20 protein-coding genes and 2 pseudogenes are annotated in these 24,773 nt (G+C 69.5%); 16 read left to right on the top strand and 6 right to left on the bottom strand.

The features are described from left to right. Positions 1-7: 7 nt before the first annotated feature. Both AC1DV7_RS06175 and AC1DV7_RS06170 read left to right on the top strand, forming a co-directional pair. On the top strand, positions 8-733 hold the full coding sequence (locus tag AC1DV7_RS06175) for an MOSC domain-containing protein (RefSeq protein WP_477595630.1): 726 nt from the start codon (positions 8-10) through the stop codon (positions 731-733). Positions 734-755: 22 nt separating this feature from the next. Then, entirely contained in the window at positions 756-2,273 is a 1,518-nt protein-coding gene (locus AC1DV7_RS06170; protein WP_477595628.1) for a sensor histidine kinase, read from the top strand. A gap of 126 nt (positions 2,274-2,399) precedes the next feature. On the opposite strand, the gene AC1DV7_RS06165 is transcribed toward AC1DV7_RS06170, so the two are convergent. Continuing rightward, positions 2,400-2,648, bottom strand: a complete 249-nt coding sequence (locus AC1DV7_RS06165; protein WP_477595626.1) for a WhiB family transcriptional regulator — start codon at positions 2,646-2,648, stop codon at positions 2,400-2,402. Between the two features lie 411 nt (positions 2,649-3,059). Here AC1DV7_RS06165 and AC1DV7_RS06160 point away from each other — a divergent pair, with 411 nt between their 5' ends. Beyond that, positions 3,060-3,500: a hypothetical protein gene (locus AC1DV7_RS06160; RefSeq protein WP_477595625.1), complete on the top strand. Its 441-nt coding sequence runs from the start codon at positions 3,060-3,062 to the stop codon at positions 3,498-3,500. Between the two features lie 1,015 nt (positions 3,501-4,515). Here AC1DV7_RS06160 and AC1DV7_RS06155 read toward each other — a convergent pair. Next, positions 4,516-8,805, bottom strand: coding sequence for an FtsK/SpoIIIE domain-containing protein (locus AC1DV7_RS06155; RefSeq protein ID WP_477595623.1), 4,290 nt, complete (start codon positions 8,803-8,805; stop codon positions 4,516-4,518). Positions 8,806-8,971: 166 nt separating this feature from the next. On the opposite strand from AC1DV7_RS06155, the pseudogene AC1DV7_RS06150 reads away from it, so the two are divergent. From AC1DV7_RS06150 to AC1DV7_RS06135, 4 genes and pseudogenes are all read left to right on the top strand, one after another. Further along, a pseudogene (locus AC1DV7_RS06150) lies at positions 8,972-9,589 on the top strand (ATPase, T2SS/T4P/T4SS family); the annotation flags it as partial. Positions 9,590-9,714: 125 nt separating this feature from the next. After that, the gene (locus tag AC1DV7_RS06145) at positions 9,715-11,037 is read left to right on the top strand and encodes an AAA family ATPase (protein WP_477595621.1); all 1,323 of its coding nucleotides are present in this window, start codon (positions 9,715-9,717) and stop codon (positions 11,035-11,037) included. Then, on the top strand, positions 11,034-11,480 hold the full coding sequence (locus AC1DV7_RS06140) for a hypothetical protein (RefSeq protein ID WP_477595620.1): 447 nt from the start codon (positions 11,034-11,036) through the stop codon (positions 11,478-11,480). The genes AC1DV7_RS06145 and AC1DV7_RS06140 overlap by 4 nt, the downstream gene beginning before the upstream one ends. 661 nt (positions 11,481-12,141) lie before the next feature. Then, positions 12,142-12,699 (top strand): rolling circle replication-associated protein, encoded by a 558-nt coding sequence (locus AC1DV7_RS06135; RefSeq protein ID WP_477595618.1) that lies wholly within the window; start codon positions 12,142-12,144, stop codon positions 12,697-12,699. Between the two features lie 164 nt (positions 12,700-12,863). On the opposite strand, the gene AC1DV7_RS06130 is transcribed toward AC1DV7_RS06135, so the two are convergent. Next, entirely contained in the window at positions 12,864-14,255 is a 1,392-nt protein-coding gene (locus AC1DV7_RS06130) for a recombinase family protein (protein ID WP_477595616.1), read from the bottom strand. Between the two features lie 22 nt (positions 14,256-14,277). Between AC1DV7_RS06130 and AC1DV7_RS06125 the strand changes: the two are divergent. The 9 genes and pseudogenes from AC1DV7_RS06125 to meaB all read left to right on the top strand — a co-directional run. Then, positions 14,278-14,886, top strand: a pseudogene (locus tag AC1DV7_RS06125) (CpaF family protein); the annotation flags it as partial. A 1-nt stretch (position 14,887) separates the two neighbouring features. After that, positions 14,888-15,754, top strand: coding sequence for a type II secretion system F family protein (locus tag AC1DV7_RS06120; RefSeq protein ID WP_477595614.1), 867 nt, complete (start codon positions 14,888-14,890; stop codon positions 15,752-15,754). Further along, positions 15,751-16,695 carry a type II secretion system F family protein gene (locus AC1DV7_RS06115; protein WP_477595612.1) on the top strand — a complete coding sequence of 315 codons (945 nt, stop codon included), beginning with the start codon at positions 15,751-15,753 and terminating at the stop codon, positions 16,693-16,695. Before AC1DV7_RS06120 ends, AC1DV7_RS06115 begins: the two co-directional genes overlap by 4 nt. 28 nt (positions 16,696-16,723) lie before the next feature. Beyond that, entirely contained in the window at positions 16,724-16,948 is a 225-nt protein-coding gene (locus AC1DV7_RS06110; RefSeq protein WP_477595610.1) for a hypothetical protein, read from the top strand. A gap of 9 nt (positions 16,949-16,957) precedes the next feature. Continuing rightward, the gene (locus AC1DV7_RS06105) at positions 16,958-17,353 is read left to right on the top strand and encodes a TadE/TadG family type IV pilus assembly protein (protein WP_477595608.1); all 396 of its coding nucleotides are present in this window, start codon (positions 16,958-16,960) and stop codon (positions 17,351-17,353) included. Positions 17,354-17,418: 65 nt separating this feature from the next. Beyond that, positions 17,419-17,859 (top strand): pilus assembly protein, encoded by a 441-nt coding sequence (locus AC1DV7_RS06100; RefSeq protein ID WP_477595606.1) that lies wholly within the window; start codon positions 17,419-17,421, stop codon positions 17,857-17,859. Between the two features lie 173 nt (positions 17,860-18,032). Next, positions 18,033-18,449, top strand: coding sequence for a pilus assembly protein TadG-related protein (locus AC1DV7_RS06095; RefSeq protein ID WP_477595604.1), 417 nt, complete (start codon positions 18,033-18,035; stop codon positions 18,447-18,449). Positions 18,450-18,695: 246 nt separating this feature from the next. Continuing rightward, positions 18,696-19,910: an acetyl-CoA C-acetyltransferase gene (locus AC1DV7_RS06090; protein ID WP_477595602.1), complete on the top strand. Its 1,215-nt coding sequence runs from the start codon at positions 18,696-18,698 to the stop codon at positions 19,908-19,910. Positions 19,911-19,913: 3 nt separating this feature from the next. Further along, positions 19,914-20,876 (top strand): methylmalonyl Co-A mutase-associated GTPase MeaB, encoded by a 963-nt coding sequence (gene meaB / locus AC1DV7_RS06085; RefSeq protein WP_477595600.1) that lies wholly within the window; start codon positions 19,914-19,916, stop codon positions 20,874-20,876. 110 nt (positions 20,877-20,986) lie between these two features. On the opposite strand, the gene AC1DV7_RS06080 is transcribed toward meaB, so the two are convergent. The 3 genes from AC1DV7_RS06080 to AC1DV7_RS06070 form a co-directional block, all read right to left on the bottom strand. Beyond that, complete coding sequence (locus AC1DV7_RS06080; protein WP_477595598.1) at positions 20,987-22,084, bottom strand: right-handed parallel beta-helix repeat-containing protein; 1,098 nt, start codon at positions 22,082-22,084, stop codon at positions 20,987-20,989. A gap of 208 nt (positions 22,085-22,292) precedes the next feature. Then, positions 22,293-23,672 carry an O-antigen ligase family protein gene (locus tag AC1DV7_RS06075; protein WP_477595596.1) on the bottom strand — a complete coding sequence of 460 codons (1,380 nt, stop codon included), beginning with the start codon at positions 23,670-23,672 and terminating at the stop codon, positions 22,293-22,295. A gap of 12 nt (positions 23,673-23,684) precedes the next feature. Continuing rightward, positions 23,685-24,653: a hypothetical protein gene (locus AC1DV7_RS06070; RefSeq protein WP_477595594.1), complete on the bottom strand. Its 969-nt coding sequence runs from the start codon at positions 24,651-24,653 to the stop codon at positions 23,685-23,687. Between the last annotated feature and the right edge of the window lie 120 nt (positions 24,654-24,773).

Genomic DNA, 24,773 nt, shown 5'->3' with positions numbered 1-24,773 from the left:
TGGCCCGATGTCGCCCGACTCCTCCGGACCACCGCAGCGCCGCGGTCGCGTGCTGGCGCTGCACCGGTACCCGGTGAAGTCGATGGGTGGGGAGCAGCTCTCGTCCGTCACCGTCGAGGAGGCGGGTCTGGTGGGCGACCGGGAGTGGGCCGTCTACGGCACGGACGGCAAGCTCGCCAGCGGCAAGCACTCGCGGCGGTTCCGCCGGATGGACCCGGTGTTCGGGCTGGTCGCCACCCGTGAGGGCGACGTCACGGTGGTGCGGCTGCCACACGGCGACCGGGTTGTCGCGGGCCAGCCCGGCGCCGACGACAGGCTCTCGGAGCACTTCGGGGAGCCCGTTGCCCTGCGGCGGTCCACCGAGGTGTCCCACCAGGACGCTGCCGTGCTGTCGCTCGTCGGCACGGCCACACTCGTCGCGCTCGGTCGGCTCGAGGGCGACGGCCGGCGGCTCGACCCGCGTCACCTGCGCGCCAACGTCGTGGTCGAGACCCAGGTGCCGTATGTCGAGGAGGCCTGGTGCGGGCGGAAGGTCACCATCGGGGGAGTGCGCCTGGTGGTCCAGGAGCCGATCGTGCGGTGTCGGATGGTGGGGGTCTCGCAGGTCGGGCTGGCCGAGCGGCCCGGCATGCTGCGCGCCATCAGCGACCACCACGACCTGCTGGCGGGCGTCTATGCCGACGTCCTCGCCCAGGGGACGCTCACCGTGGGGGACGAGGTCCACGTCGACTGAGCAGGTCACCTAGGCTGGCGCCGTGCCCACCCTGCAAGAGGTCCTCCACTCGGCCACGGACCTGGAGCCGGCCGAGGCCGAGTGGCTGCACCTCCTCGTCGGGGACTGGCAGCTGATCTCGGACCTGTCGTTCGCCGACCTCGTCCTGTGGGTCCCGGGCGGACTCGAGGGCTGGCTCGCCGTCGCCCACGTGCGACCCACGACCGGTCAGATGGTCTTCTTCGAGGACGTCGTCGGTCGGCGCACGCACCGCGGTCGCCAGTCGCTGCTCGACCAGGCCTACCTCGACCGGCGGATCGTGCGGCAGAAGGACCCGATCTTCCGAGACGACATGCCCGTCCGCGAGGAGGCCATCCCGGTCGTGCGGGGCGGGCGCCCGCTCGCGGTGATCACCCGTCATACGAACCTCGCGGCGATGCGAACCCCGAGCAGGCTGGAGCTGACCTATCTCGCGCTCGCGGACGCGATCGCGCGGATGATCGCGGCGGGGGAGTTCCCGCACGCCTCGGCCCCCACGGGGCAGCGGCGCGGTGCACCCCGTGTCGGTGATGGCGTGATGCGCCTGGACGTCAACGGGATCGTGTCGTACGCGAGCCCCAACGCCCTCTCGGCGGTGCACCGGCTCGGGCACGTCGGCGACGTCATCGGCGAGCTGCTGGCCAAGGTCGTGTCCGACCTGCTGCGCGACGAGTCGCCGGTCGACGAGTCGCTGGCGCTGGTGGTCACGGGTCGGGCCCCCTGGCGCACCGAGGTCACGAGCCGCGGCGCGAGCGTGTCGATGCGCGCCATCCCGATCACTGAGGGTGGCACGCGCGTCGGTGCGCTGCTGCTGCTGCGCGACGTCTCGGAGCTGCGCCGCCGCGAACGTGAGCTGATCACCAAGGACGCGACGATCCGCGAGATCCACCACCGGGTGAAGAACAACCTCCAGACCGTCGCGGCCCTGCTCCGGCTCCAGGCCCGGCGGCTGCCGGCGGGGGAGGCCGGGCGGGTGGCCCTCGACGAGGCGGTGCGCCGGGTCGGGGTGATCGCCCTGGTGCACGAGACGCTCAGCACGGGGTTCGACGAGACCGTCGACTTCGACGACATCGCGGTCCGCGGGCTTCAGGCCATCACCGAGGTGGCCAAGGTGGAGCACCCCATCACCACCAGCGTGAACGGGTCGTTCGGCACGCTGCGGGCCGAGGACGCGACGGCGATGGCGATGATCATGTCCGAGCTCGTCCAGAACGCCGTCGAGCACGGCCTGGCCCACACCGACGGCGGCACCATCACCGTGACGGCCGCACGCAGCTCCGAGTCCGAGGGCGACGAGCTGCTGACCGTCACCATCACGGACGACGGTGCGGGGCTGCCCGACGGGTTCACGCCGGGCACTTCCGGCCTCGGCACCCAGATCGTGCAGTCGCTGGTCCAGGACCTGCGGGGCCGGATCGCCTGGGAGGCGGCGAAGCCGCGCGGAACCACCGTGCGGTTCGTCGCCCGGCTCCGGCCGGTCAGTCGCGAGGGGTCGATGCAGTCGGACTCGCCTGAGGCGTGAGGTTCGGGGTCGACGGCGTGTCAGGGTGCTCGAGAGCGGTGGCGTCAGGGACGCCAGGGAGCCTTGGCGTCTGCACGCGCGGGAGTCGTGGCGTCAGGACGCCGAGGGGTATGGCGGGGTCGCGCCTCAGCCGGCGCGGCGGGCGCGAGCGTTCCGGCGCTTGAGGGCGCGGCGCTCGTCCTCGGACATGCCACCCCAGACGCCAGCATCCTGGCCGGACTCGATGGCCCACTTCAGGCAGACGTCCACCACTTCGCAGCGGCGGCACACAGCCTTGGCCTCCTCGATCTGCAGGATCGCTGGGCCCGTGTTCCCGATCGGGAAGAACAGCTCAGGGTCCTCTTCGAGGCAGGCAGCGCGGTCGCGCCAGTCCATTTGTTCGTGCTCCTTGTTGCAGGGGGGGTCGCGCCCGTGGCGTGGGCCCAGGGTGCGGACCTCACGGCACGGCGCATCGTTGCGGGGTGTGCGGGGGTCTTGCGCCTGAGAGTCGGGGGCAGCCGAAACCGCCCATTTCTGCACAGGGTGAAACGCAGTCGCGCCCATTGTGGTGCTCGTGGCGCACTTCTGCCAACGGGTCGTCCGGCGTTTCTGTTCCAAGAGTCACAGATGCGCGCGAATCCGGGAAGGGCTACGAGCAGGTAACGGCCGCATTGCCGTGAGGTATTGGTCACACGGGCTTGGCGTCATCTGCGTGCCCTGGCGTGCGTCTTGCGGCGTCTCGCCCCTGTATGCCGGGGTGGTCGCCTCCCTGCCTCCGCCCGCTGTGCGGGGGCCTAGCCTTGGGGCGTGAGCACTCCCGACGACCGCGCCGCCAGCCCGAGCCCGACCACCGGGCCGCCGCGTCGCGACGCCATGCGGCTGACCGCGGCTGCGGTCTGCGGTCTGCAGGCCCTGGTGCTGCTGGGGTTCTGTGGCTTCTATCTGTGGGAGCTCTCGCAGGGGGGCAGCGACGACGCGACCCGGGTCGTCATGTCCGTCGTGTTGATCGCGCTCTTCGCGGTGGCGCTCGGGTTCCTGGCGCGGTCCTGGCTCCGGGGCGCCGACTGGCCGAACACTCCGACGATCGTCTGGAGCCTGCTGCTCCTGCCCGTGGCCTGGGGACTGTTCCAGGGTGGTCGCGGCCTCATCGGCGCGCTGGTCGGACTCGTCGCCCTGACGGGGCTGGTGTCCGCCGGCGCCGCGCGGGCCGAGGGCATGGCCACCGACAGCGACACCAGCCCGAGCTAGGAGCGACAATCGTTCCCCGCTAGAAGCAGGTTTCACGGATCGCGAGACTGGTGGTGCTTCGTACTCGTAGGTGCTTTCCATCGCTCTTGTAGGTGACTTCAACGGCCTTGATTTCCGCTGGGGCAACTGCCATCACGTGAACCACGAGGTTCGCGTCTGATTCAGCGGACACGGTCGCAGGGACGGACACCTTCTGCTCGAACGCCGCACGCGTTGTCCGCTGTGGCGGCCAGCCGGGCACGGCACCCATGAGCGTCCTGTCGACGATCGGGGCGAGGTACGCCACCACCATGGTGGCGTTATCCGTGTCAACCAGGCGAACCTGATCGACCGTGATCTCGGCGTTGGTGCTGTTCCGAACGGCGTCGAGTGCAAGCGTGAAGTCGATGGCCGAGCCGGCCGGAATGCAGACGGTCCCAACCTCCCCACGCAGGCGTTACGGCCCATCATGGGGCGGGTCGGCGGGCTCCTCGCCGGTGCACGCGAGGGCACTGGCGAGGAGCGCCGCGGCGCTCACTGCGGGGGTGAGACCACCGCGCGGCATCGAGCCTCATCGGAGTCCCGCCGGGTGAGGTCAGAGCATCCCCTGTCCCTGCGACGCGGCCGCATGATGACGAGGCCGCTGGCTGCCAGCAACAGGCCGAGCACGCCCAGCTCGACCACGCCCACGCTGCCCCCCCAGGGCGGACAACAGGAGGATGAAGGCCAGTACGAGGAGAGCCAGGCGGATGAGGCGCCCCCTCATGCATTGGCTCCCGTGTACGTGTATCCGCCCTTGCCGTACACGGTGATCCGAACAGACATTCTCTGTTGAGGCGTTGCTGGTCCACTTCATTTTCCCCGGTTGATCCTTGGCCCGCGTCGGGAGTCGACGCTGAATCGGCGAATACAGCATAGGAGCAAGGGCATAGCTAGGAAAGTGACTGGCTGTGACTGCCCAGACCAATACGCTATCTTTGCCCGGCTCCGTTGTGGTGGGTGTGCGGCGGGAGGCGGCTGGGCGCCTGGAGCGCGGTCACGCCCGAGCGGCCAGTGCGACTTGGAGTGGGGTCACGCCGGCGCGTCTGACCAGGTGACCGCGTCCGGGAGGTGCATCGCGGTCAACGCGGACCCGCAGCCCGAAGAGGTCGGCGTCCGCGATGGAGCTGGGGCGAAGCAGGACCCCGGTCCGGTGTCGACCCGCCTCGACGGCCACCCCGCGGTACTGCGTCACGAGGTTCGACGAGTTGGCCCCCACGACCAGCAGCCCACCATCGCGATCCGCGAGTCGACCGATCTCGCGGAGCACCGGGTCCGGTGGGGTGTCGAGCAGTTCGTCCGCGCCGTCCACGACGACACACAGGTCCGGGTGGGCCTCGCGCGCACCGACCAGATCGTCGACCGAGATCCCATCGCTCCAGGCTTCGACGCCGACCGCCCGGCGCAGCTCGTCCAGCGGACCCGACCGCAGGGTCACGATGGCAACGCTGCGGCGGGCCCGGAGCAGGGACTGCGCAATCGCCGTGAGGGCGGTGGAGACGCCACTCCCACTCGGTCCCGCGACAAGCCAACGGCGACCATCACGGGTGGGGCTGAGGCCCACCGGGGCCGCGTCGTCTCCGCCGATGCCGAAGAGGACCAGATCGCCGCTGGCGCGAGCGCCCGCCGGGCCCTCGCCCTGCAAGGGCGTCGCCCCGGTCGACCAGACGCTCTCCAAGGCGACGCTGTGTGGAAGGGTTGCGACCTTTGGCGGAAGCCCGCGCCGGCCGGCGAGCTCGGACGGGAGGCCCGTCGGCGCAACCGGAACCAGGTCGACGGCCGTGGCGAGCTGCACCTCGGCCCCATCGCACCACGTGCCACGACCTGGCCCCGGGCTTTTGGGCAGAGACTGCGGTGAGATGCCGGCCAGCAGGGCGTCGGTCGGGTCGGCCGCGTGCAGCAGGACGCGTTGGGTCAACGTGCTCGCGGCGCGACCGGACAGCAGGCACCGGTCACCCGCCAGGACCGCACGCAGGCCGGCGCCGTCTCCCTCGCGAATGAGGGTGAGCAGCCGTTCGGTAAGGGCGTGGTGCTCCAGGGAGTCGGTGCGAGCGGCGAGCAGCTCCCAGTCGTCGACCAGCAGCAGCACCGAAGCATCGTCGGCCACCCCGTTTCCGCGGCGCTCGGCCACTCGTGCGGCGAGCAGGTCCACCAACCGTTCCAGTCGTCCGAGGTCATCAAGCGCCACGTGCGCGCCGCAGTGCGGCAGGTCGGCGACGTCGGCCAACCCGCCGGCGCTCACGGCATACAGGTGGACATCGGTGGGTCCGAGGCGTGAGGTGACCACGGCCGAAATGGTCTGGAGGGCTGTGGTGCGGCCGCTGCCGACAGACCCGACGACTGCCCACTGACCGGGTCCGTCGAGATCGAGGACCAGCGGCTCCTGGGTCTGTCGGGCAGGACGGTCGACCAACCCGATGGCATTGCGCCGCAACGATTCTGGCTGCGCCAGTTCGCTGGTGTGGAGAGTCGTGGGCAGCGGTGGGAGCCACGCGGGCGGGCCGTCTGACGTGGTGGTGAGCCGTGCCGCCTCACGGATCGACGCCACGAACCCGGCCAGCTGGGAGGACACCACCCCGGCCTCGGAGGCCGCTCGTGGCTCGGGTGGAGCAGCCAGCCAGTCTGCCGACCTGACCGAGATCCCGGTGGGCTCCGGCGAGGGCGTCTGCGCTGCGCAGTGCGCGGCCTGGAAGGCGACCAGCTCCCCGCCTCCGACTCTGGCGAACCCGCGGCCGGGGTGAGTCGGGTCGAGCGCGGCTGCGTCCGAGGCCTCGAGGACGTCCTCCGAGTCGGCCCGATCCCGCACCCTCAGGGCGATGCGGAGGTTGACGTTGGCCTTGATGTCCGCCGTCACGACGCCCGCCGGGCGCTGCGTCGCCAGGACGAGGTGGACTCCGAGGGACCTGCCCAGCGCTGCGATCCGCACCATGCCGTCCACGAACGACGGCAGCTCCTCGGCCAACGCGCGGAACTCGTCGACCACGATCACGAGGCGAGGCAAGGGCTGCAGGCTGTGGTGCCGGTATTCGGAGTAGTCCCTGACCCCCGCCTGCGCGAAGATGCGCTCGCGACGGCGGAGCTCTGCCGTCAACGACACCAGTGCCCGTGCAGCCAGGTGGTCGTCGAGATCAGTGACCAGGCCGATCGCGTGGGGGAGGTCTGCACACTCTCGAAATGCCGCCCCGCCCTTGTAGTCGACCAGGACGAAGGTCACGTCGTCCGGAGAGTGGTGGAACGCGAGCGAGATGACGAGCGATCTGAGGAACTCCGACTTGCCGGACCCGGTGGTCCCGCCGACCAGGACATGCGGACCGTCGCCAGCGAGGTCGACGAGCCAGGGGCCTCGCGTCGTTGCGCCGACCGGCACGGCCACGCCGTCGCGCGGCTGTGTCCACCGGGCCACGACTGACGCCGGACTGGTGACGGCCAGGAGCTGGGACAGACTCGTCGAGGCCGGGAGGTCTCCGTCGACCGTCCGCGGGGTCGCATCGCGCAGCTGCGCGAGGCCGCGGCTGAGGCGGTCGGCCCACCACGCTCCGACCTGGTCGGCGATCAGCTGGTCGTGGCGGTGCCCCGGGACCTTGAGGACGGGCCGGGCAGGGTGGGTCAGGTCCAGGACCCCGCGAGTCTCGGGGGGCAGGGCCGGCTCCTCGTCGGCCAGGGCCAGCACGACGACCCCGACATCCGGTCCACGTGCCAGGACGTCCGCCAGGCCGGGCACGGCCCGCACGGCTGCGGCTCCGTCGACGACGACCACGGTCCACGGGCCATTCCACGAGCCCGTCGTCGGGCGCTGTCCCTGTCGGCTGGACACGAGGGCGGCCAGTGTCCGCACTGCGTCCAGCGCAGGGACGCTGCCTTGACCCACCGCCGCCACGGAGCCAGCCAGCGCAGTGCCATCCGGGTGGCGCAGATGCGGCAGCCGCGACATCCACTGCCAACGGACAAGGGCCTCCGGCGCACTGACCAGCAGCACGAAGGACAGGTCGCGCGGCGAGTGCAGGGCCGCGAGCTGGCCAACGAGCGACCGCGCCACTCCTGAGATGACGCCCTCCGGCCCGCACACCCCGAACACCCCCAGCGCTGCGAGCTCGACACCGCAGGGGACGTCGGCCAACAGCGGTGCCTCGGCCAGTCCACCCTCGTGACGCCGCAGCCGCACTGCCGCGGGTGTGCTGCACGTGCCGATGGCCACGGCCAGGACGTCATCGTCTCCACGACGACGCTCCCACAAGCGAGCCGATGCGTCGGTGGCGATGGCGAGCACCGCGGCAGGGTCAGGCAAGGCATGGTGCCGCTCGCGCGCTTCGTGTGCACATGCGGCTCTCACACGCTCTTCGACCTCGGCCAGGCGCCGCCCGTACCCACCGAGCTCGGCGGCATACCGGCGGCGGGTCCCGATGCGGTCACTGAGGTGCGTGCCCACCATCAACACCGGACCCATCAGTGCGAAGGCGAGCATCATCGGTCCGAGGACGAGGGCCATGACGGCTGCCACGGGGACGGGGAGGGCCACGGCCAGCCAGGGAAGGGGCCTGCGGTGGGGGACGTCAGGTGGCGAGGGCAGCTCGAAGTCCATGGCCTCGAGAGCGGGCCGCACCCTCGGGCGGGGGTTGACGAGCCTCGTGCCCTCGTTGGTCTGGATCGAGGCCGCCGGAGGGCTGCGGGTGGGACGCAGACGCAGCTGGGTGTCGCCCAGCCGGACGGCTGCTCCGGGGACGAGCAGTCCGGACACGCTGCCGGTCACCGAGGTGCCCGACCGCTGGTCGAGCACGAGGGTGCCGTTGGTCGAACCGTGGTCCCGGAGGCTGATGCCGTCCGGACCCACCAGCACCTCCGCGTGGACCCGCGACAGCTGAGGGTCGGCCAGGCACAGGTCCGCCTCGGGCGACCGGCCGATCGTGTACCGGCCGGGGTCGAGCGCCAGCGTGCGCCCGGCATCGGGGCCGTGGGTCACGGCGAGCACGGCGGGGATCTGCCGAGCAGGGAGGCGGCTCCGGGGAGAAGCGGGACCGCGGACCAGCGAAACGGCGGTCCCGTCCATGAGGGGGGCCCGGCCCACCAGGGCGTCATCGGCAACCGGAACGCCGCCGACGGTCAGGTGGTTGGACCCCGTCGAGTGGGCGAGATGGGACCTGTCCGGGGCCACATGAGCCGCCAGGGCCGCGGCGAGCTGTGCCGCCGTGGAGCCCTGCGGCGCAGACACCTCGACCTCGCGCAGACAGGGGTTGGCGCCCCCTGGACCCTCGTCGTGGCTCGACGTGGCGACAGTCAGGTGCAAACGCATCCCGCGACGCTAGGCGGCCAACCGAGCTCGCGGAGTCCGCCATCCACACCTGTGGATGACGGCCGACGTCGCCCTCGCCATCCCCCCTAGTATCCGCCGCATCTGCGGAGTGGATGGTTCGTCGAGGGGGCGGATCACGGGTGGAGCGAGCGGGAGGGGACGTCCGATGGACGCGGTCGACACGGTCGAGACGGAGGTGCGCGAGCTCATCCGCCGCGGCGGGCTGGATCCCGCGCGGGACGCCCACGAGCTCGACAAGCTCGTGCGGGACGCCGTCGCCGACTACGACGAGAGGTCGCTGCACGGCGGGCTCCCGACCCTTCCGGACCTCGAGAACGCCGTGAAGTCGGTCAAGGACGCCGTCGCCGGGTTCGGCCCGCTCCAGCAGTACTTCGACGACCCGGAGATCGAGGAGATCTGGATCAACGAGCCGTCGCAGGTGTTCGTGGCGCGAGGTGGGGTGGCGGAGCTCACCACGACGATGCTGACCGCAGACGGGGTGCGCGACCTCGTCGAGCGCATGCTGAAGACGAGCGGGCGTCGGGTCGACCTGTCCAGCCCTTTCGTCGACGCCGTCCTGCCCGACGGGTCGCGGCTCCACGTCGCGATCCCGGACATCACCCGCCAGCACTGGATCGTCAACATCCGAAAGTTCGTCGTGCGCGCCAACCACCTCGACGACCTGGTCGGGCTGGGCACTCTGACCCGTCAGGCGGCCGCGTTCCTCGGGGCCGCCGTCGCTGCGGGGCTCAACATCCTCGTCGCCGGGGGCACGCAGGCCGGCAACCCCGCTACCCCGCAATACGCCCCCATAGGAATCACGAATGCTGAGCGTTCGGAGACAGTCGCGCATAGTCTCTTTCCGGGGCGGAGGAGGCACCGCGCAACTTGAGGCAAGTGGAGGACGACGTGACGAACGCAGGAGCTGGCCCAATCCAGTCGATCCGTCTCAAGAATTTCAGGCGGTTTGAAGATACGGGAGATATTCGGCTCGCTCCGGTGACTCTCGTTCTGGGGAAGAACAGTTCGGGCAAAACCTCGTTGTTGCGCTCGCTGCTCTTAATGAAGCAGATGGTGGCTGCTGCCACGTTCGAGGACGTGCCGCTTGCGGGTCCCTTCGTTGATTTCGGTTCGTATCGAGAATTCGCCTTCGGTGGTGAGTTGAGCCGTGACGTTACGATCGAACTTACGCTGAACTTCGGTGAAGGCAGGAGACGTACATATCCCAAAACGTTCTACACGGATGACATAGAAAAACTCATGCGCGGAACGGTACTAACCATGGTTCTTCACTGGAACAAGCGGATGGGCCGCCCGCAATACACGTCTATCAAGTTTCGAGCCGTGGAAGATCCCCACCTGTCGCTCAGTTTTGTGCGCAAAGGACCGAAATCTTTCACGATGGAAAGCCAGGTAAACAAAAAGACCATTGCATTCCCGTTGACTTACGGCAATCTCAGGCGACTCCCTTTGGACGAGGCATCGATTAGCCTTACAAAGACCGGTCAGAGTCATCGCGGGAGAGACTTTACCCTTTACCTTCTTATGGATGCCGTCGGGGACGTCTTCAGCGACCTGCATTACGTTGGACCGCTACGTGACATGCCGGATCGCGCCTACCGCATTGATCAACTGAGTCCGGAAAGCCCCACGGCTTCCGTGGTGAATCTGCTGGAAAGACAAAAGCAGGCCCAGGCGGTCATGTCACAGGCGTTGCGTGATCTCGGGATGGCAAGGGACGTATCGCTGTCCAACTTGGCGCCAGGCTATGTGGGCATCGTGCTGACAGATCCGGTGACGGGAAGGGTGGACAACCTCACGGACGTTGGCTTCGGTGTCTCGCAGGTGCTCCCGGTCATCGCAGCTGTCGCGACTGCAGGCAAGTCCTCGACGATCATGATCGAACAGCCGGAACTGCACCTCCACCCCGACGCTCAAGGCCGCCTGGCCGACGTTCTCGTGAACCTTCTGGGGTCAAAGGATGCGAGCCTCCTGGTAGAGACGCACAGTGAGCACATTCTTATTCGAGTGCTTCGAAGGGTGGCTGAGGGTGTCATTCCGTCCGAAAGCGTCTCGGTCGTCGTGGTGGACGACGGCAGGGTCCGCAGCCTTGGAGTCGATGAACTAGGGCGGCTGATCAATGGCGCGCTCCCGATGGGCTTTTTCGAGGAGGACTGGGAAGACACCATGCTCCTTGCGAAGGCGGCCGCAAATAGGGCTGCGGCGCAGTGACTGACGCCGTTGCCATCGACTGTTGCTGGTTCGTCCTGTCAGGAGAATGCGGCGATGATGCGTTTCTAGACGTCGTTCGATTGATGAGCAAGTTGGATGCTGGGGATGTATCTCTGCTGTTTGATTGTGAAAATCATATATTTAGCGAATATATGCGTCATGTGACGTCAGGCGTCGGTCGGCAGTTCATACAGTCATGTGTGCGCCGGGGTCGGGTTCAGTATTTCTCCGGGCGACTTCCAGCGGCGGCTAATGCGAAATTGGATGCGATCGCCTTCGATCCGAGTGATAGGCCCTACCTGGGTGTCGCGGCGGCTCACGGCCAGGCTCCGTACCTGACGACTGAGGCGAAGCATCTCGAACCCAGTCAGGCGGCGCACATCCATGCGGCCACGGGTGTTGAGGTAGTTGATACGACAGGCGCGATCGGCCGCTTGACTTGAATTAGCAACACAACTCGTTTGGCCCAACGTGGTTCCGAGCAGGGGTGGCGGCCGAGCCATAGCGGCTGTCTGTAGGCGACGGGGGAGCAGGTCAAGGGCGCGTAGCGGCGAAGCGCACCCTTGACGGGCGGAGGAGGCGTTCGGAGACTGACGCGGCGGCACGGCGACGACCAAACATCAGCCGAACGGACAGGTGACAGCGGTGTAGTTCTTGCTGTGGAATAGGCCCGCGGCCACCTTCCGACCGGGGGTGAACCTACTTAATTCCTGTAAGCGCCTGCACATGGAGTGCCGTTGAGCACTCACCACGCAGGCCAGGGCCTCCCGTCTGAGCCGTAGGGTGGGGGTTGAACCTAACTGAGCCCGGTCGAGCATCTGCTCCCGGGCTTGGGCACTTTTGATGGCTCCCCGGGGGCCGACGCAGTTGTTGTCGGTTCGGCTTGGGGAGTTCATCGTGTCTGGTGTCAGGGTTCCGGCTACGTGGTCGGGGTGGTCGTTGTCGTTGTGCGCTGCGGCAGCGGAGGCTGGTGGGTGCTTCGTCTCTGCACGTCCGGCACGGCGCGGTGTGCGTGTGGGTCCAGCGGCTGATCCGGAACGTGCTCGGGCCGAGGCAGGTCGGCGGGCGAGGGCTCGGCTCCGCCGGTACTGCGCGGCTAACCGGTTGAACAGGTTTGGAACGCTGACCTACCGGGGCGAGGGGCTGCATGACCAACGACAGGTCCGTCGTGACGTTGCTGACTTCTTTCGAGCTCTTCGCACCGAACTGGGAGGCGAGCCGCTCCCGTATGCCTGGGTTCCGGAATGGCACAAGACCGACCACGGCCTGCACCTTCACTTCGCGGTGGGTCGCTACGTGCCCAGGGGGGCAATCGAGCGGGCCTGGGGGCGCGGTTACGTCAGCATCAAACTCCTCGGCAACCTTCCTGCGGGTTCGGGTTCACTCGCCGAATCGCGAGTAGCGGCACGGTACCTGTCGAAGTACGTGGCGAAGTCGTTTGAGGATGATGCTGTAGGCCGGGAGAGGCCAAAGGGCTTGCACCGGTACGACGTCGCTCAGGGGTTCACGCCCCGGATCATTGTGCTGCGCGGAACCTCGCGGGCAGAGGTCATGGAGCAGGCCTCGGGCGCAATGGGCGGCCCACCGGACTTCCTCTGGTCGTCCGCTGATGTTGAGGACTGGCAGGGACCACCTGCGGTGTGGGTGCAATGGACGGGCTGAGCGCCGAGGAGTTCGCGGCGTGGGTGGCGGCGTCTTGTGAGCAGGCGGGGGTTCCGCTGTTCGTCACCGATCGCGACGTGCTGGGTCGGGTGGGCGGGCTACTGAGCGGTCGCCCGGGAGCCCCCGCACGGCGCGCAGCGCCGAGGAGGCTCCAGGGCGACAGTTCACTGCCGCCAATGGATCCTGACTCGCGCCGGGTCGATGCTGCGGGCTCCCAAGGTTCCGGGGTCGATCGTGACGTGGTCTACGAGTGCCCGGACAATCGCGGCCTGTCTGCCTAGTGCCAACGCGGGCCACTCGGTACGCAGGGCGCTGCCGTTGCCGATGTGGCCGGCTATGACGGTCGAGCCGGCCAATCGGGCCTGCCGGCGACGGTTGGCATTAAGGCGGGTCTCCACGACCTTGCGGGCTGTCAGCCAGTCGCGGGCGGGCAACAGGCGATCTGCGTACATGGTGGCGAGTTCGTCCAGCTGCACGACGTCTGCGGCAATGGACTCGCTCAGGGCGGCAGAGGTCTCGTCGGCTCGCTGGCGTCCCTCGATCGCGGCCGCCAGTTCGGGAGTGTCCAACCGATAGAGCACGGCCTCAGCGACCAGTTCCTCCACGGTGGCGCTGATCATGGTGCCGCCACAGCCTCCGAAGTCCGCTCCGCTGCGGCATTGGTACCTGCGTCGGCCTCGACTCTGACCGGTGACCATCTTGGCCCCACACCTGCCGCACCGGCACAGCCCCGAGAGCAGATAGGTCCGGGCGGTGCGGTTGGTCCGCCGTGCCGGGTCCGTCACGAGGGCGACGATCTTCGCATGCTCGTCCTCGCTGATGATCGCGGGCCACACCGCCTTACCGATCACCTGCCTTTGGTGCTCACGCAGGCCAGCGATGCGGGGCGACTTCAGCAGGTTCCTTACCGTTACGGTTCGCCACTCTTTGCCCATCACCGTGCGAATCTCGTTGTCCTGTAACCACTGCGTCAGACTCACCAGCGGCTCCCCGGCGAGGAGGCGGGTAGCCAGGTCACGAATGACGGCGGCTTCGGCTTCGTCAACGGTCACCTTGTCGGGTCGGAACCCGAAGGGCCTCGGGCCGCCTCCCGAGGGCTTCCCGGCCTGCGCCAATTCCAGCATCTTGCGCTTCGACCTCCGCGACTTGGCATCGGACTCGTTCGCGGCCACGGCTGCCATGAGACGGGCAATGAGCAGGCCGTCCCCATTGCCGAGGTTGAGGTCACCGTGCACTGTTGCGAGATCACTCAGCCCGGCCTCGGTGCAGGCGTTGACGAACTCCTCCAACTCAATCGGGCGACGGTGCAGCCGGTCCACGTGCCACACGAGAACAGCATCCGCCTGCCGCTCGCGGATCGCCTCGAGCATCGCCCGGTACCCAGGACGGTTCTTCCCGCTGTAGGCCGACACGTCGTCATCCACGAACTCGGCCACCACCGGCCAGCCACGGCGCTCGGCTTCAGCGTGGCAGTCGGCCAACTGGCGCTTCACGCCGAGCCCTTCCCCGGCGCGGTCCTGCGAGATGCGTGCGTAGATGACGGCTGCATTTGGCATGGGGGCAGGCTAGCGAACAATGGGCAAGACGACGCTGCTCAACTGCCTGAGCGCTGCCATCCCGTCGCGAGAGCGGGTGGTGACCTGCGAAGAGGTCTTCGAGCTCAAGATCCCGCTGCGCGACGTGGCATCGATGCAGTGTCGCCAGCCGAGCCTCGAGGGCACGGGTGAGATCCCGCTGCGCAGGCTGGTCAAGGAGGCCCTGCGCATGCGGCCCTCGAGGGTCATCGTCGGCGAGGTCCGACAGGCCGAGAGCCTCGACCTGCTCATCGCGCTCAACAGCGGGTTGCCCGGCATGTGCACCGTCCACGCCAACAGCGCGCGCGAGGCGATCACGAAGATGTGCACGCTGCCCCTGCTGGCTGGCGAGAACGTCGGCAGCCGCTTCGTCGTGCCCACGGTCGCCGGCTGCATCGACCTCGTCATCCACGCCGCGCTCGAGCACGACGGCGTGAGGCGGGTGCGGGAGATCGTCGCTGTCCCCGGCCGAGTCGAGGGCGACGTCGTCGAGACGGCCGACCTGTTCGTCCAACGTGACGGCGCCCTGGTTCGCGCGGATGGGTTCCCGCCGCACCCCGACCGCTTCCGGCGCGCCGGATACGACGTCGCCGCACTGCTGGCCCAGGACTGACATGTCGGGGGTTCTGCTGGGTCTGCTCCTGGGTTGTGGCTTGTTCTGTGTGTGGTGGTCCATGTGGGTGCCTGCGCCGCGCCCCGCCATGGCGCGACGCACCACGGTGTCCGATCGGCTCAGGGACCAGCTGGTCCAGGCGGGGTACGAGTCCTTGGGGCCGCGAGCGCTGGCTACGGCCTGCGTGCTGGCGTTCCTTCTGGTCGCGATCCTCGTGCAGCTCGCCACAGCTGTCCCGCCAGTGACGGCATGTTTCGCCGCGATGGCCGGGTACGCACCGATGGCGTTGGTGCGTATGCGCGCTCGCCGCAGACGGTCCAGCCTGCGCGACCTCTGGCCGGACGCGGTCGACAACATCGCGTCTGGCGTCCGGGCAGGACTGGCCCTGCCCGAGGCCCTCAGCCAGCTGGGTCGGCGGGGGCCCGAGGAGCTGCGCCCTGCCTTCACCGCCTTCGCGGTCGACTACCGGACGACCGGTCGCTTCCACGAGTCCCTCGACCGACTCAAGGAGCGGCTGAGCGACCCGGTTGCGGACCGGCTCGTCGAGTCACTCCGGATCGCCCGCGAGGTGGGCGGCAGCGACCTCGGTCGGCTGTTGCGCACACTGTCGGCGTTCCTGCGTGAGGACAGTCGCACGAGGGCCGAGCTCGAGACGCGCCAGGGGTGGACGGTCAACGCAGCCCGACTGGCGGTCGCGGCGCCGTGGGTCGTCCTGGCCATGCTGAGCACTCGGCCCGAGTCGATCCGGGCCTATGCCTCGGGCACGGGCGCGCTGGTCCTGCTGGTCGGGGGCGGAGTCTGCGCCGTCGCATACCGCGTCATGGTGCACCTTGGCAGGCTGCCCGAGGACGAGCGGGTCCTGCGATGACGCTCCTGAGGCCGGTGTCGTTGGCGGGTGCCGCCTTGGGTCTGATGGCGGCGTTGGGCCTGCTGCTCACGTATGCCGGCTTGCCGCGTACCCGGCGGCCCACCTTGGGTGACCGCCTCCACCCATACCTGCGCGACGCGCCCCGCCCCTCGCGCCTCCTGGCGGCTCGTCAGGTCGGCGCCCCGAACCCGCTGGCGGTCCTGGCTCGTCCAGTCGTCGCGGATCTCGCCCGCCGGATCGAGCAGCTGCTGGGCGGTACGGCCTCGGTGCGACGGAGGCTGCTGCGGTCGGGCAGGGCGCCAGACGTGGACCGGTTCCGCGCCGAGCAGGTGCTGTGGGGCGCCGCTGGCCTCGTCGCGGGCTGGGCCGTCGCGACCTTGCTGATGGTGTCCCGGGGCGTGCCCCTCGTCCCCGGGGTGCTGGCCGTGGCCTGCTTCACGGGAGCTGGCGTGGTCGCCCGCGACCAGTGGTTGACGCGTGAGGCACGGGTGCGCGAGGAGCGCATGCTCGGCGAGTTCCCCACCATCGCCGAGCTGCTCGCGCTGGCGGTCGGCGCCGGGGAGGGCGCGGTGGGGGCACTCGAGCGGGTCTGCCGACTGTCGAACGGCGAGCTGTCGAACGAGCTGGGTCGCTGTCTTGCAGACGCTCGGGCCGGGGCAAGCCTGCCCGCCGCCCTGCAAGGACTCGCCGACCGCACGGGGTTGATGAGCCTGTCGCGATTCGTCGACGGGATGGTGATCGCGGTCGAGCGAGGCACGCCCCTGGCAGAGGTTCTGCGCGCCCAGGCGCAGGACGTCCGGGAGAACGGTCGTCGAGCTGTGCTGGAGGCCGGCGGCAAGAAGGAGATCGCGATGATGCTCCCGGTCGTCTTCCTGGTGCTGCCCGTCACGGTGCTCTTCGCGGTCTTCCCCGGCTTCTCATTCCTGCGGTTCTCCGTATGAAATCCATTGATAGCAAAAGGAAGGAATCATGATGTCGACCATGCAGGGAGCGCTCGTGCACACCCACCGCCGGACCCGGGAGGCGCTGGACCGACTGGCCGCGCGACTCGTGGTCCGGGGCGAGCGGGGGGACGTGCCGGGCTGGGTCATGATCACGCTGATGACAGCGGGACTCGTCGCCATCATCTGGGCCGTCGCCGAGGACCAGTTCAAGGCCCTCTTCAACGACGCCATCAACGACGTCAGACGCTGACGCGCGTCGATGCGCTCACCCCGATCCTGGCCGCGTCCCGAGGCAGGCTCCGCCGTCGCGGACTTCGTGATGGTGTCAGCCCTGGTGACGCTGCTGTTCCTGGCGCTGCTGCAACTGGGCATGGCGCTGTACGTCCGCAACACCTTGATCTCGTGCGCGTCCGAGGGGGCACGACTCGGGGCGCGGGCGGGGGCCGAGCCGGATCAGGGTGCTCAGCGAACCCGGGCGCTGATCGCCTCGTCGTTGTCGCGGCGCTTTGCCGGCGATGTCAGCGTCGACGTGGTGGCGGTCAACGGGGTGCAGGTCGTGTCGGTGCGCGTGGTCGCACCGGTTCCCGTCTTGGGACCCCTCGGTGCCGGGGGAGACTTCGACGTGGTTGGTCGCGCCTTCTTGGAGCGGCAGTGATGTGCGCGCTGCGTCGGCAGCTCGCGGCCGCGGATCGGCGCTCAGGTCAAGGTCGCGAGGTCCCCGTGCGGGCAAGGCCGGTCGGGGAGCGCGGCAGCGCGGTCGTCGAGTTCGTCTTCCTGACCGTGCTGCTCACGATCCCCATGATCTACCTCGTCCTGACGCTGGCGCGGGTCCAAGCGGGCACGTATGCCGTGTCCGCTGCAGCCCGTGAGGCTGGCCGCGCCTATGTCACCGCAGAGGGGGCGCGGGGGGCCGAGGTCCGGGCGCGGGCGGCAGCAGGGTTCGCCTTCGAGGACCAGGGCTTCTCGCCTGCGGAGGGCTCACTGTCCATGCACTGCGACGGGACGCCGTGCTTGCGGCCTGAGGGTCGGATCGAGATGACTGCACGCGTGACCGTCCCGCTGCCTCTGGTCCCGTCCTTCGCTCGCGACGTGGTGCCGCTGGCGGTGCCGATCAGCGCCAGCCACGTGGCGGTCGTCGACCGCTTCCGGGATGCGCCGTGAGCGGGCCCGGTCAGCGGGACCCCCGGCCACCGGTCGATCGCGGGCCCGTGGATCCGGTCGACTCGCGGCTCACGCTGCCGGCCTCCCGTCGGGGCTGGGCCCAGCGTCGGTTGGCGAGCCGGGCGTTGGGCCGCGTGACGTGCCGCGGCAACCAAGGCCACGAGGCCGGTCAGGTGACACTGCTGGTGCTGGGCTTCACGGTCGTGGTGATCCTGCTGGTTCTCGGCACGATCGCCGTCACGTCGGTGCAGCTGTCCCGCATGCGCCTGCTCGATGCCGCGGACGGGGCGGCCCTCGACGCCGCGGACTCCCTGGCGGTCGGCGCCTACTCCGGGGGTCTGGGCGGGGCGGTGCCGCTCAGCGATGCCACGGTGACCCAGACCGCGCGAAGCTATCTGGCCGAGCGTCCGCGACCACCGAGCATGCTCGGCTGGGCGGTGGCCCCGGGGACGGGCAGCCCCGACGGCGAGACCGCGGTGGTCCGGCTGAGTGGTCAGGCCGAGGTCCCGGTTGTCGGTGGTGTGCTTGAGGCGCTCGGCGGTTCGGTCACGATCACTGTCGAGTCCCGGGCGCGCGCCGCGCTCCAGTAGGGCAGCCGCGCGACCCCCGGGAGGCGCCCCGCGCCATACCGGGCGAGGGTCTTTGGAGACTTTGCGCTGCCCAAACCCCGGAAAGGCCCCAAAGACCGTCTGTGGCGAATGACGGGTGGTCCCCGCCGCCACCCGCGGGCACCGAGCGGTGTGGTCAGGACCACCTGCCCGGGCGGTCGCAGGGGAGCGGGGCCGCATTAGAGTGAGGATCAGGTAATCCCCAACGGCGCTGGAGGCCTCTGCACCATGTCTGACCGTCCCACTTCCGTCATCGTCGCGGGCGCGCGCACCCCGATGGGCCGCCTGCTCGGCTCGCTCAAGGACTTCTCGGGCGCCGACCTCGGGGGCTTCGCCATCAAGGGCGCCCTCGACAAGGCCGGCGTCCGCCCCGACCAGGTCGACTACGTGATCATGGGCCAGGTGCTGCAGGCCGGCGCGGGGCAGATCCCCGCCCGCCAGGCCGCCGCCAAGGCCGGCATCCCGATGACCGTCCCCGCGCTGACCATCAACAAGGTCTGCCTGTCCGGCATCAACGCCATCGCCATGGCCGACCAGCTGATCCGCGCCGGCGAGTTCGACGTCGTCGTGGCCGGTGGCCAGGAGTCGATGACCAACGCGCCGCACCTGCTGGAGAAGTCCCGCGAAGGGTTCAAGTACGGCGACGTGCAGATGCGTGACCACATGGCCTTCGACGGCCTCTGGGACGCCTTCACCGACCAGGCCATGGGGCTGCTCACCGAGCAGGCCAACACCGGCGACCAGGAGTTCACCCGCGAGCAGCAGGACGAGTTCGCCGCCCGCAGCCACCAGCTCGCCGCACGGGCGTGGAAGGACGGCCTGTTCGACGACGAGGTCGTCACCGTCTCGATCCCGCAGCGCAAGGGTGACCCGCTGGAGTTCAAGACCGACGAGGGCATCCGCGCCGACACCACGACCGAGACGCTCGGCAAGCTGCGCCCGGCGTTCTCCAAGGACGGCACCATCACCGCCGGCACCGCCAGCCAGATCAGCGACGGCGCCGCAGCCGTCGTGGTGATGAGCAAGGCGAAGGCCGAGGAGCTGGGCCTGTCCTGGGTGGCCGAGATCGGTGCCCACGGCGTCGTCGCCGGCCCCGACTCCACCCTGCAGCAGCAGCCCGCCCGGGCGATCGCCAAGGCGTGCGAGCGCGAGGGCATCACGCCGGCCGACCTCGACCTCGTCGAGATCAACGAGGCGTTCGCCGCCGTCGGCCTGGCCTCCGCCAAGGAGCTCGGCATCGACGTCGACAAGGTCAACGTCAACGGTGGCGCCATCGCCCTGGGCCACCCGATCGGCATGTCCGGCGCCCGCATCGCCCTGCACCTCGCCCTCGAGCTCAAGCGTCGTGGTGGCGGCGTGGGTGCGGCTGCGCTGTGTGGCGGCGGCGGTCAGGGTGACGCCCTGATCGTGCGCGTGCCGCGTACCTCCTCCGACAGCGTCTGATACTTGGCTCCCCGCAGCGTCGACGTCCCTGCCCTGGTCGAGTCGGCCAGGGCAGGGTCGCCTCGTGCCGTCGCACGGCTGATCTCGCTCGTCGAGGACGCCCACCCGGCGCTGCGCGAGGTCATGGCGGCACTGGCCCCGCACACGGGCAAGGCACACATCATCGGCATCACCGGCAGTCCCGGCGTGGGCAAGTCCACGTCGACGAACGCCCTCGTCGCGGCATACCGCGCGCAGGGCAAGCGGATCGGCGTCCTGGCGGTCGACCCGTCATCTCCGTTCTCCGGCGGCGCACTGCTCGGTGACCGGGTGCGGATGCAGGACCACGCGCTCGACCCCGAGGTCTACATCAGGTCGATGGCCAGCCGCGGGCACCTCGGTGGCCTGTCGTGGACGACGCCGCAGGCGCTGCGGGTACTCGATGCCGCCGGGTGCGAGGTGATCCTCGTCGAGACGGTCGGTGTGGGTCAGTCCGAGGTCGAGGTCGCCGGTCTGGCGGACACCACGATCGTGCTGCTCGCGCCCGGGATGGGCGACGGCATTCAGGCCGCCAAGGCGGGCATCCTCGAGATCGGCGACATCTTCGTCGTCAACAAGGCCGACCGCGAGGGTGCTGACGCGACCGTCCGCGACATCCGGCACATGATCAGCCTCGGCGACCGCACCGAGCCCGGCCTGTGGCGCCCCCCGGTCGTGAAGACCGTCGCGCAGCAGAGCCAGGGGATCGACGAGGTCATCGAGTCCATCGAGAAGCACACCTCGTGGATGCGGGAGTCCGGTGCGCTGCGTGACCGTCGCATCCGTCGCGCGGGCGACGAGATCGAGTCGATCGCGTTGCAGGCGCTGCGCGCCAAGATGGGCGACCTGCGGCACGGCAACGGTGTCGACGAGCTCGCCGCCGCCGTGGTCGACGGCACGTCCGACCCGTATGCCGCCGCTGACCAGATCGTGGCCGCTCTCGGCTAGTCCCCATGGCCTTCGGGCGGGGCTGCCACGGGGCAATGAGACGTGGTGTCTCATTGCCCCGTGTGGGTGTCAGGCCCTGTCARGCCTTGGCGTCGGTCASGCCCTCCGGGTCAGGGAGTGGCGGTCCTGCCGGTGGCGTCGTCGAYGTTGCCGGACCAGGTGACGTTGTTGTTGGCGATCAGGGCGTAGCCCCACTGGCCGTAGCCGATCCGGTTGTTGGTGTACTTGACGTTGGTGATCGCGCCACCGTCGAAGCGGCCGTCGGAGTAGACGGTGTAGCCGCCGCCSAGGAGGCGGTTGTTGTCCACGACGATGTTGTTGGCCGGGCCGAAGTAGTTGTCGATCATGACGGCCGCGGTCTGGGTCCAGCCGCGCAGGTCGACGGTGTTGTGGCGCACGGTGATGTTGCTGCGGGCGCCGTCGATCTGGATGCCGTCGATGTGCGGGCGGCCGGCGGCGCCGAGGTCGTGGAYCCAGGAGTCCTGGATGACCGAGCCGGTCTCGGGCTGCAGGCCGTTCTCGACGCCCTGGATGTCGGCGCGCAGGACGGTGGCGGGGCCGTAGATGCCGTTGGAGCCYTCGGCGGCCTTGTTGCCGTTGATCTCGACGTCCTCGATSCGCACGCCGGTGGCGCTGTCGGAGACCTTGATGACGTTGTAGGAGCTGGACGAGATCTTGCTGCGCTTGACCACGACGTTGGAGGCGTTGATGGTCAGGGTGCCGGTGATGTTGTAGCCGTCGATGACCGCTCCGGCGGTGGACACGGTCATGCCACCGGAGGGCTTGAGGGTGACCCCGGCGGGGACGCCGGTGTTGCCAGCGGCCGGGTACGCGGTGGAGCTGGCCGTGGTCGTCGTCGACGACGGCGTGCTGCTCGTGGTCGTCGAGCTGGACGGCGGCCTCGTGGTGCTGGTCGACGTGCTCGACGGCGTGGTCGAGGTGCTCGGCGTGCTGCTGGCGGTCGTCTGCTGGGGCTTGGGGGTCCAGGTGCGCTTCGGGTGGGCGATGCGCGGGTCGCCGATCGCGACCACGGGCTGCACGGACGTGAGGGTCTCCTGGCGGGCGGCCTCGGCTCGCTGGTCACCGATCGTCGCTGCTCCGACACCGACGGCGCCAACGGCCAGGGCCGTCGCGCCAGTGAGCAGGCGGCGGCGGTGGGACGTCGAGGTTCGGACGCGGGGGAGGGGGATCTTGATCTGTCGAGTCATCAGGTGGGGGGCTCTCAGGTTTCGTCGGTTTCTCCACCCCGAGTGCAGGGGTGGAGCCAGTTCCCGGTCGGGGGAAGCTGGCGATCAACACAGGCCCTGCACCTACGTCGCTCGGCGCAGAAACGTATCATGCAATTGACGTAGGTCACCGCACGCAAACGCGGTGGATCAGCCGATCAGACGACTCGATCTGGCGCGTTTGGGCAGGTCAGGCGACCGTTCGGCCCGTACGGTTACCAATCTGAGATCCGGGTCGCAATTCGGGCATTTCGGGCTGCGACAGACGGTGGGCCGTGCCGATCAAGCCGCCAACGAGGAAGATGAGCCCGCCCATCAGGGGGAACGAGAACCCGTCGACGAAGGCCAGGCACACCCCGCCTGCAGCCAGCGAGGCGGCCAGCGACGCGCACGCCGACCGTGCGGCCGGGTCCGTGAAGCGTCGGCGCGCGCCGAAGGCGACCAGGAAGGCGCAGGCGAAGAAGCCCAGCAGGGTGGCCAGTCCGAGGAACCCGCAGTCGATGATGAGCCCGAGGTACTGGTTGTCGAGGATGCGGTAGGACGGCAGGAAGGTCTGGAACCCGCGACCCACCACGGGCGAGCGCTGGATGAACTCCCAGGCGAGCGGGTAGCTGTCGGTGCGGGACAGGGCACTCTCGTCGTGACCGGCCCGGGTGAACAGCTTGCTCAACGTGCCGATCATGCCGGGGATCATGACGCTCAGCGCCGCGGTGGCCACGACGGCGGCGAGGACCATGCGACGACGGGTCACCCGGTCCCACGTGGGCAGGAGGACGATCCCGACCACGGCCACCCCGACGATCGCCGACCTCGAGATCGAGGCGGGGATCGCGAACCCGATGGCCAGCACAGGTAGCCAGCGGCGCAGCCAGTGCAGCTGTCGCTGGTGCATCGCGACGTGCAGGCAGATGGGCAGCAGCATCGCCATGGCCACGCCGAACTCGATGGGGTGGATCGCCGTGCCGGCGGGGCGGGTGTACCCGTCTCGGGCATAGGCGCCGATGAGGCCGTTGTTCAGGCTGAGCCCCGGGATGTGGATCATGTCGACGAGCGGGCGACCGGTGAAGAACTGGGCGATCCCGACGGTGCACATGATGCCGCCGGCGAGGGCCAGCCGTCGCAGCACCGTCTCGAAGCGCTCCATGGTCGGGATGTAGCCGTCGGCGAGGACCACGACGCCCACCCAGCAGACCACCAGCAGCAGCCCGATGTTCGCCGTGCTCATCTCCTCACCGTTGATCGGACGGATGGTGGCGGCGATGTAGCTCACGGCGACCGAGCCGGCGAACAGGAGCGCGGCCCGTCGGGGAGGGTGGGTGACGAAGGGCTTGCGCTCGTCCTCGGCGGCGACCGACCAGACCCACCAGGCGATCCCCAGCCCGGCCGCGATGTTGGCGGGAGTTCCCGCGGCCCCGAGGGGGCGGACGATCAGCCGGGAGGGCAGCAGGACCAGCAGCACGATGTAGACGGACAGCAGCGCGGTGGCGTCAGTGCGCGCAGGACTGTTCAGGAAGGCGAGTCGCGGGTTGGTCAGCCAGCGGCCGAGCAGCAGGGGGGCGTTGCGAGCCACGGGTCGCGGGCCTCAGCGCCGAGCGTCCTCGGGGAGGGCCACGCCGGGGATCCGGGTGGGCTCCCCCTCGGAGGCCGGCGGCGTGCCGTTCGCGGAGGTGCCGTTCGCGGAGCTGCCGTTGCCACTGTTCCCGTTGGGGCGGCGGCGCCTCGGCCTGCGTCCGCGCGGGTTCTCGGCGCGAGGGTCCTGCGCCCCGGGGACCAGCTCGCGGTCCGGCCCTGCCCCGGTGCCCGGCGCTGTGCCGGTGCCCGTCCCAGAGGCTGCTCCTGCTCCAGCGCTCGGCTCACCGAGCGCGCCGAGGACGTGCACGCCCTCGTCGGAGGCGTCGCGAATCGCGGCCTCGCGTGCGGCCGCGTCGGCGTCGGCCCGCTCGGCCCTGCGGCGGCGCCGCGCCATGAGGGCGGCGTCGACGGCGGCGATGAGCAGCACCGTCAGGGCCAGACCGCCCGCCGCCGCGACGCCGGCGGCGCGGTACTGGTCCTTGTGGCTCACCCGGACCTGGTCCATCTTCGTCACGGTCGCCTCGGCGACGAGGGCCTCGGGCTTGACGCCTGCCTCGATCTGGACCCGTCGCAGCTCCTCCTTGAGCTGCGACTGGATGTACGTCATGGCCGCCTCCGTGCTCGCCGCCGACGTGGACTCCACGCTGGTGAGGACGATGGGCGCGGCAGCGGAACGGTCCAGGTCGACGGTGTAGTCGACCACACCGGTGGTGGTCTGCACGTAGCGCCGGGTGTCGTCGTCGCCCACGGCGCGGGACACGACGTCGCCGATCGAGCCGAGCCCGCCGAGGTTGAGGTACGGGTTGTCGCCGACGAGGACGGCGGTCTCGGGTGGCAGCAGGAGGATCTGCGACTCGAGGGTGTACGTGGGAGAGACGTAGCGCAGGGCCATCGACGGCAGCCAGGCCGTGAGAGCCACGCCCAGGAGGACGAGGTACCAGCGACGCAGCAGGGTTCGGTAGACGCTTCCCGGAAACACGTGACTTCTCCCGCCTGCAGCCTCGGCGCGGACGCGCTGCGAGTCCTCGTCTACGAGGGTAAACCGAGGGCTTGCCGCGTCAGGTACCTTTTCGGCAAATCTCCGCCGATCCGAGACCAC

The organism is Pedococcus sp. P2_E4, from assembly GCF_056403935.1.
This window is presented reverse-complemented; position numbering and strand designations above follow the sequence as displayed.

Coding starts and splice junctions, on each gene's coding strand:
- AC1DV7_RS06175 (WP_477595630.1), top strand. CDS start 8: ATGTCGCCCGACTCCTCCGGACCACCGCAGCGCCGCGGTCGCGTGCTG.
- AC1DV7_RS06165 (WP_477595626.1), bottom strand. CDS start 2,648: ATGGACTGGCGCGACCGCGCTGCCTGCCTCGAAGAGGACCCTGAGCTG.
- AC1DV7_RS06155 (WP_477595623.1), bottom strand. CDS start 8,805: ATGCGTTTGCACCTGACTGTCGCCACGTCGAGCCACGACGAGGGTCCA.
- AC1DV7_RS06130 (WP_477595616.1), bottom strand. CDS start 14,255: ATGCCAAATGCAGCCGTCATCTACGCACGCATCTCGCAGGACCGCGCC.
- AC1DV7_RS06120 (WP_477595614.1), top strand. CDS start 14,888: ATGTCGGGGGTTCTGCTGGGTCTGCTCCTGGGTTGTGGCTTGTTCTGT.
- AC1DV7_RS06115 (WP_477595612.1), top strand. CDS start 15,751: ATGACGCTCCTGAGGCCGGTGTCGTTGGCGGGTGCCGCCTTGGGTCTG.
- AC1DV7_RS06110 (WP_477595610.1), top strand. CDS start 16,724: ATGATGTCGACCATGCAGGGAGCGCTCGTGCACACCCACCGCCGGACC.
- AC1DV7_RS06105 (WP_477595608.1), top strand. CDS start 16,958: ATGCGCTCACCCCGATCCTGGCCGCGTCCCGAGGCAGGCTCCGCCGTC.
- AC1DV7_RS06090 (WP_477595602.1), top strand. CDS start 18,696: ATGTCTGACCGTCCCACTTCCGTCATCGTCGCGGGCGCGCGCACCCCG.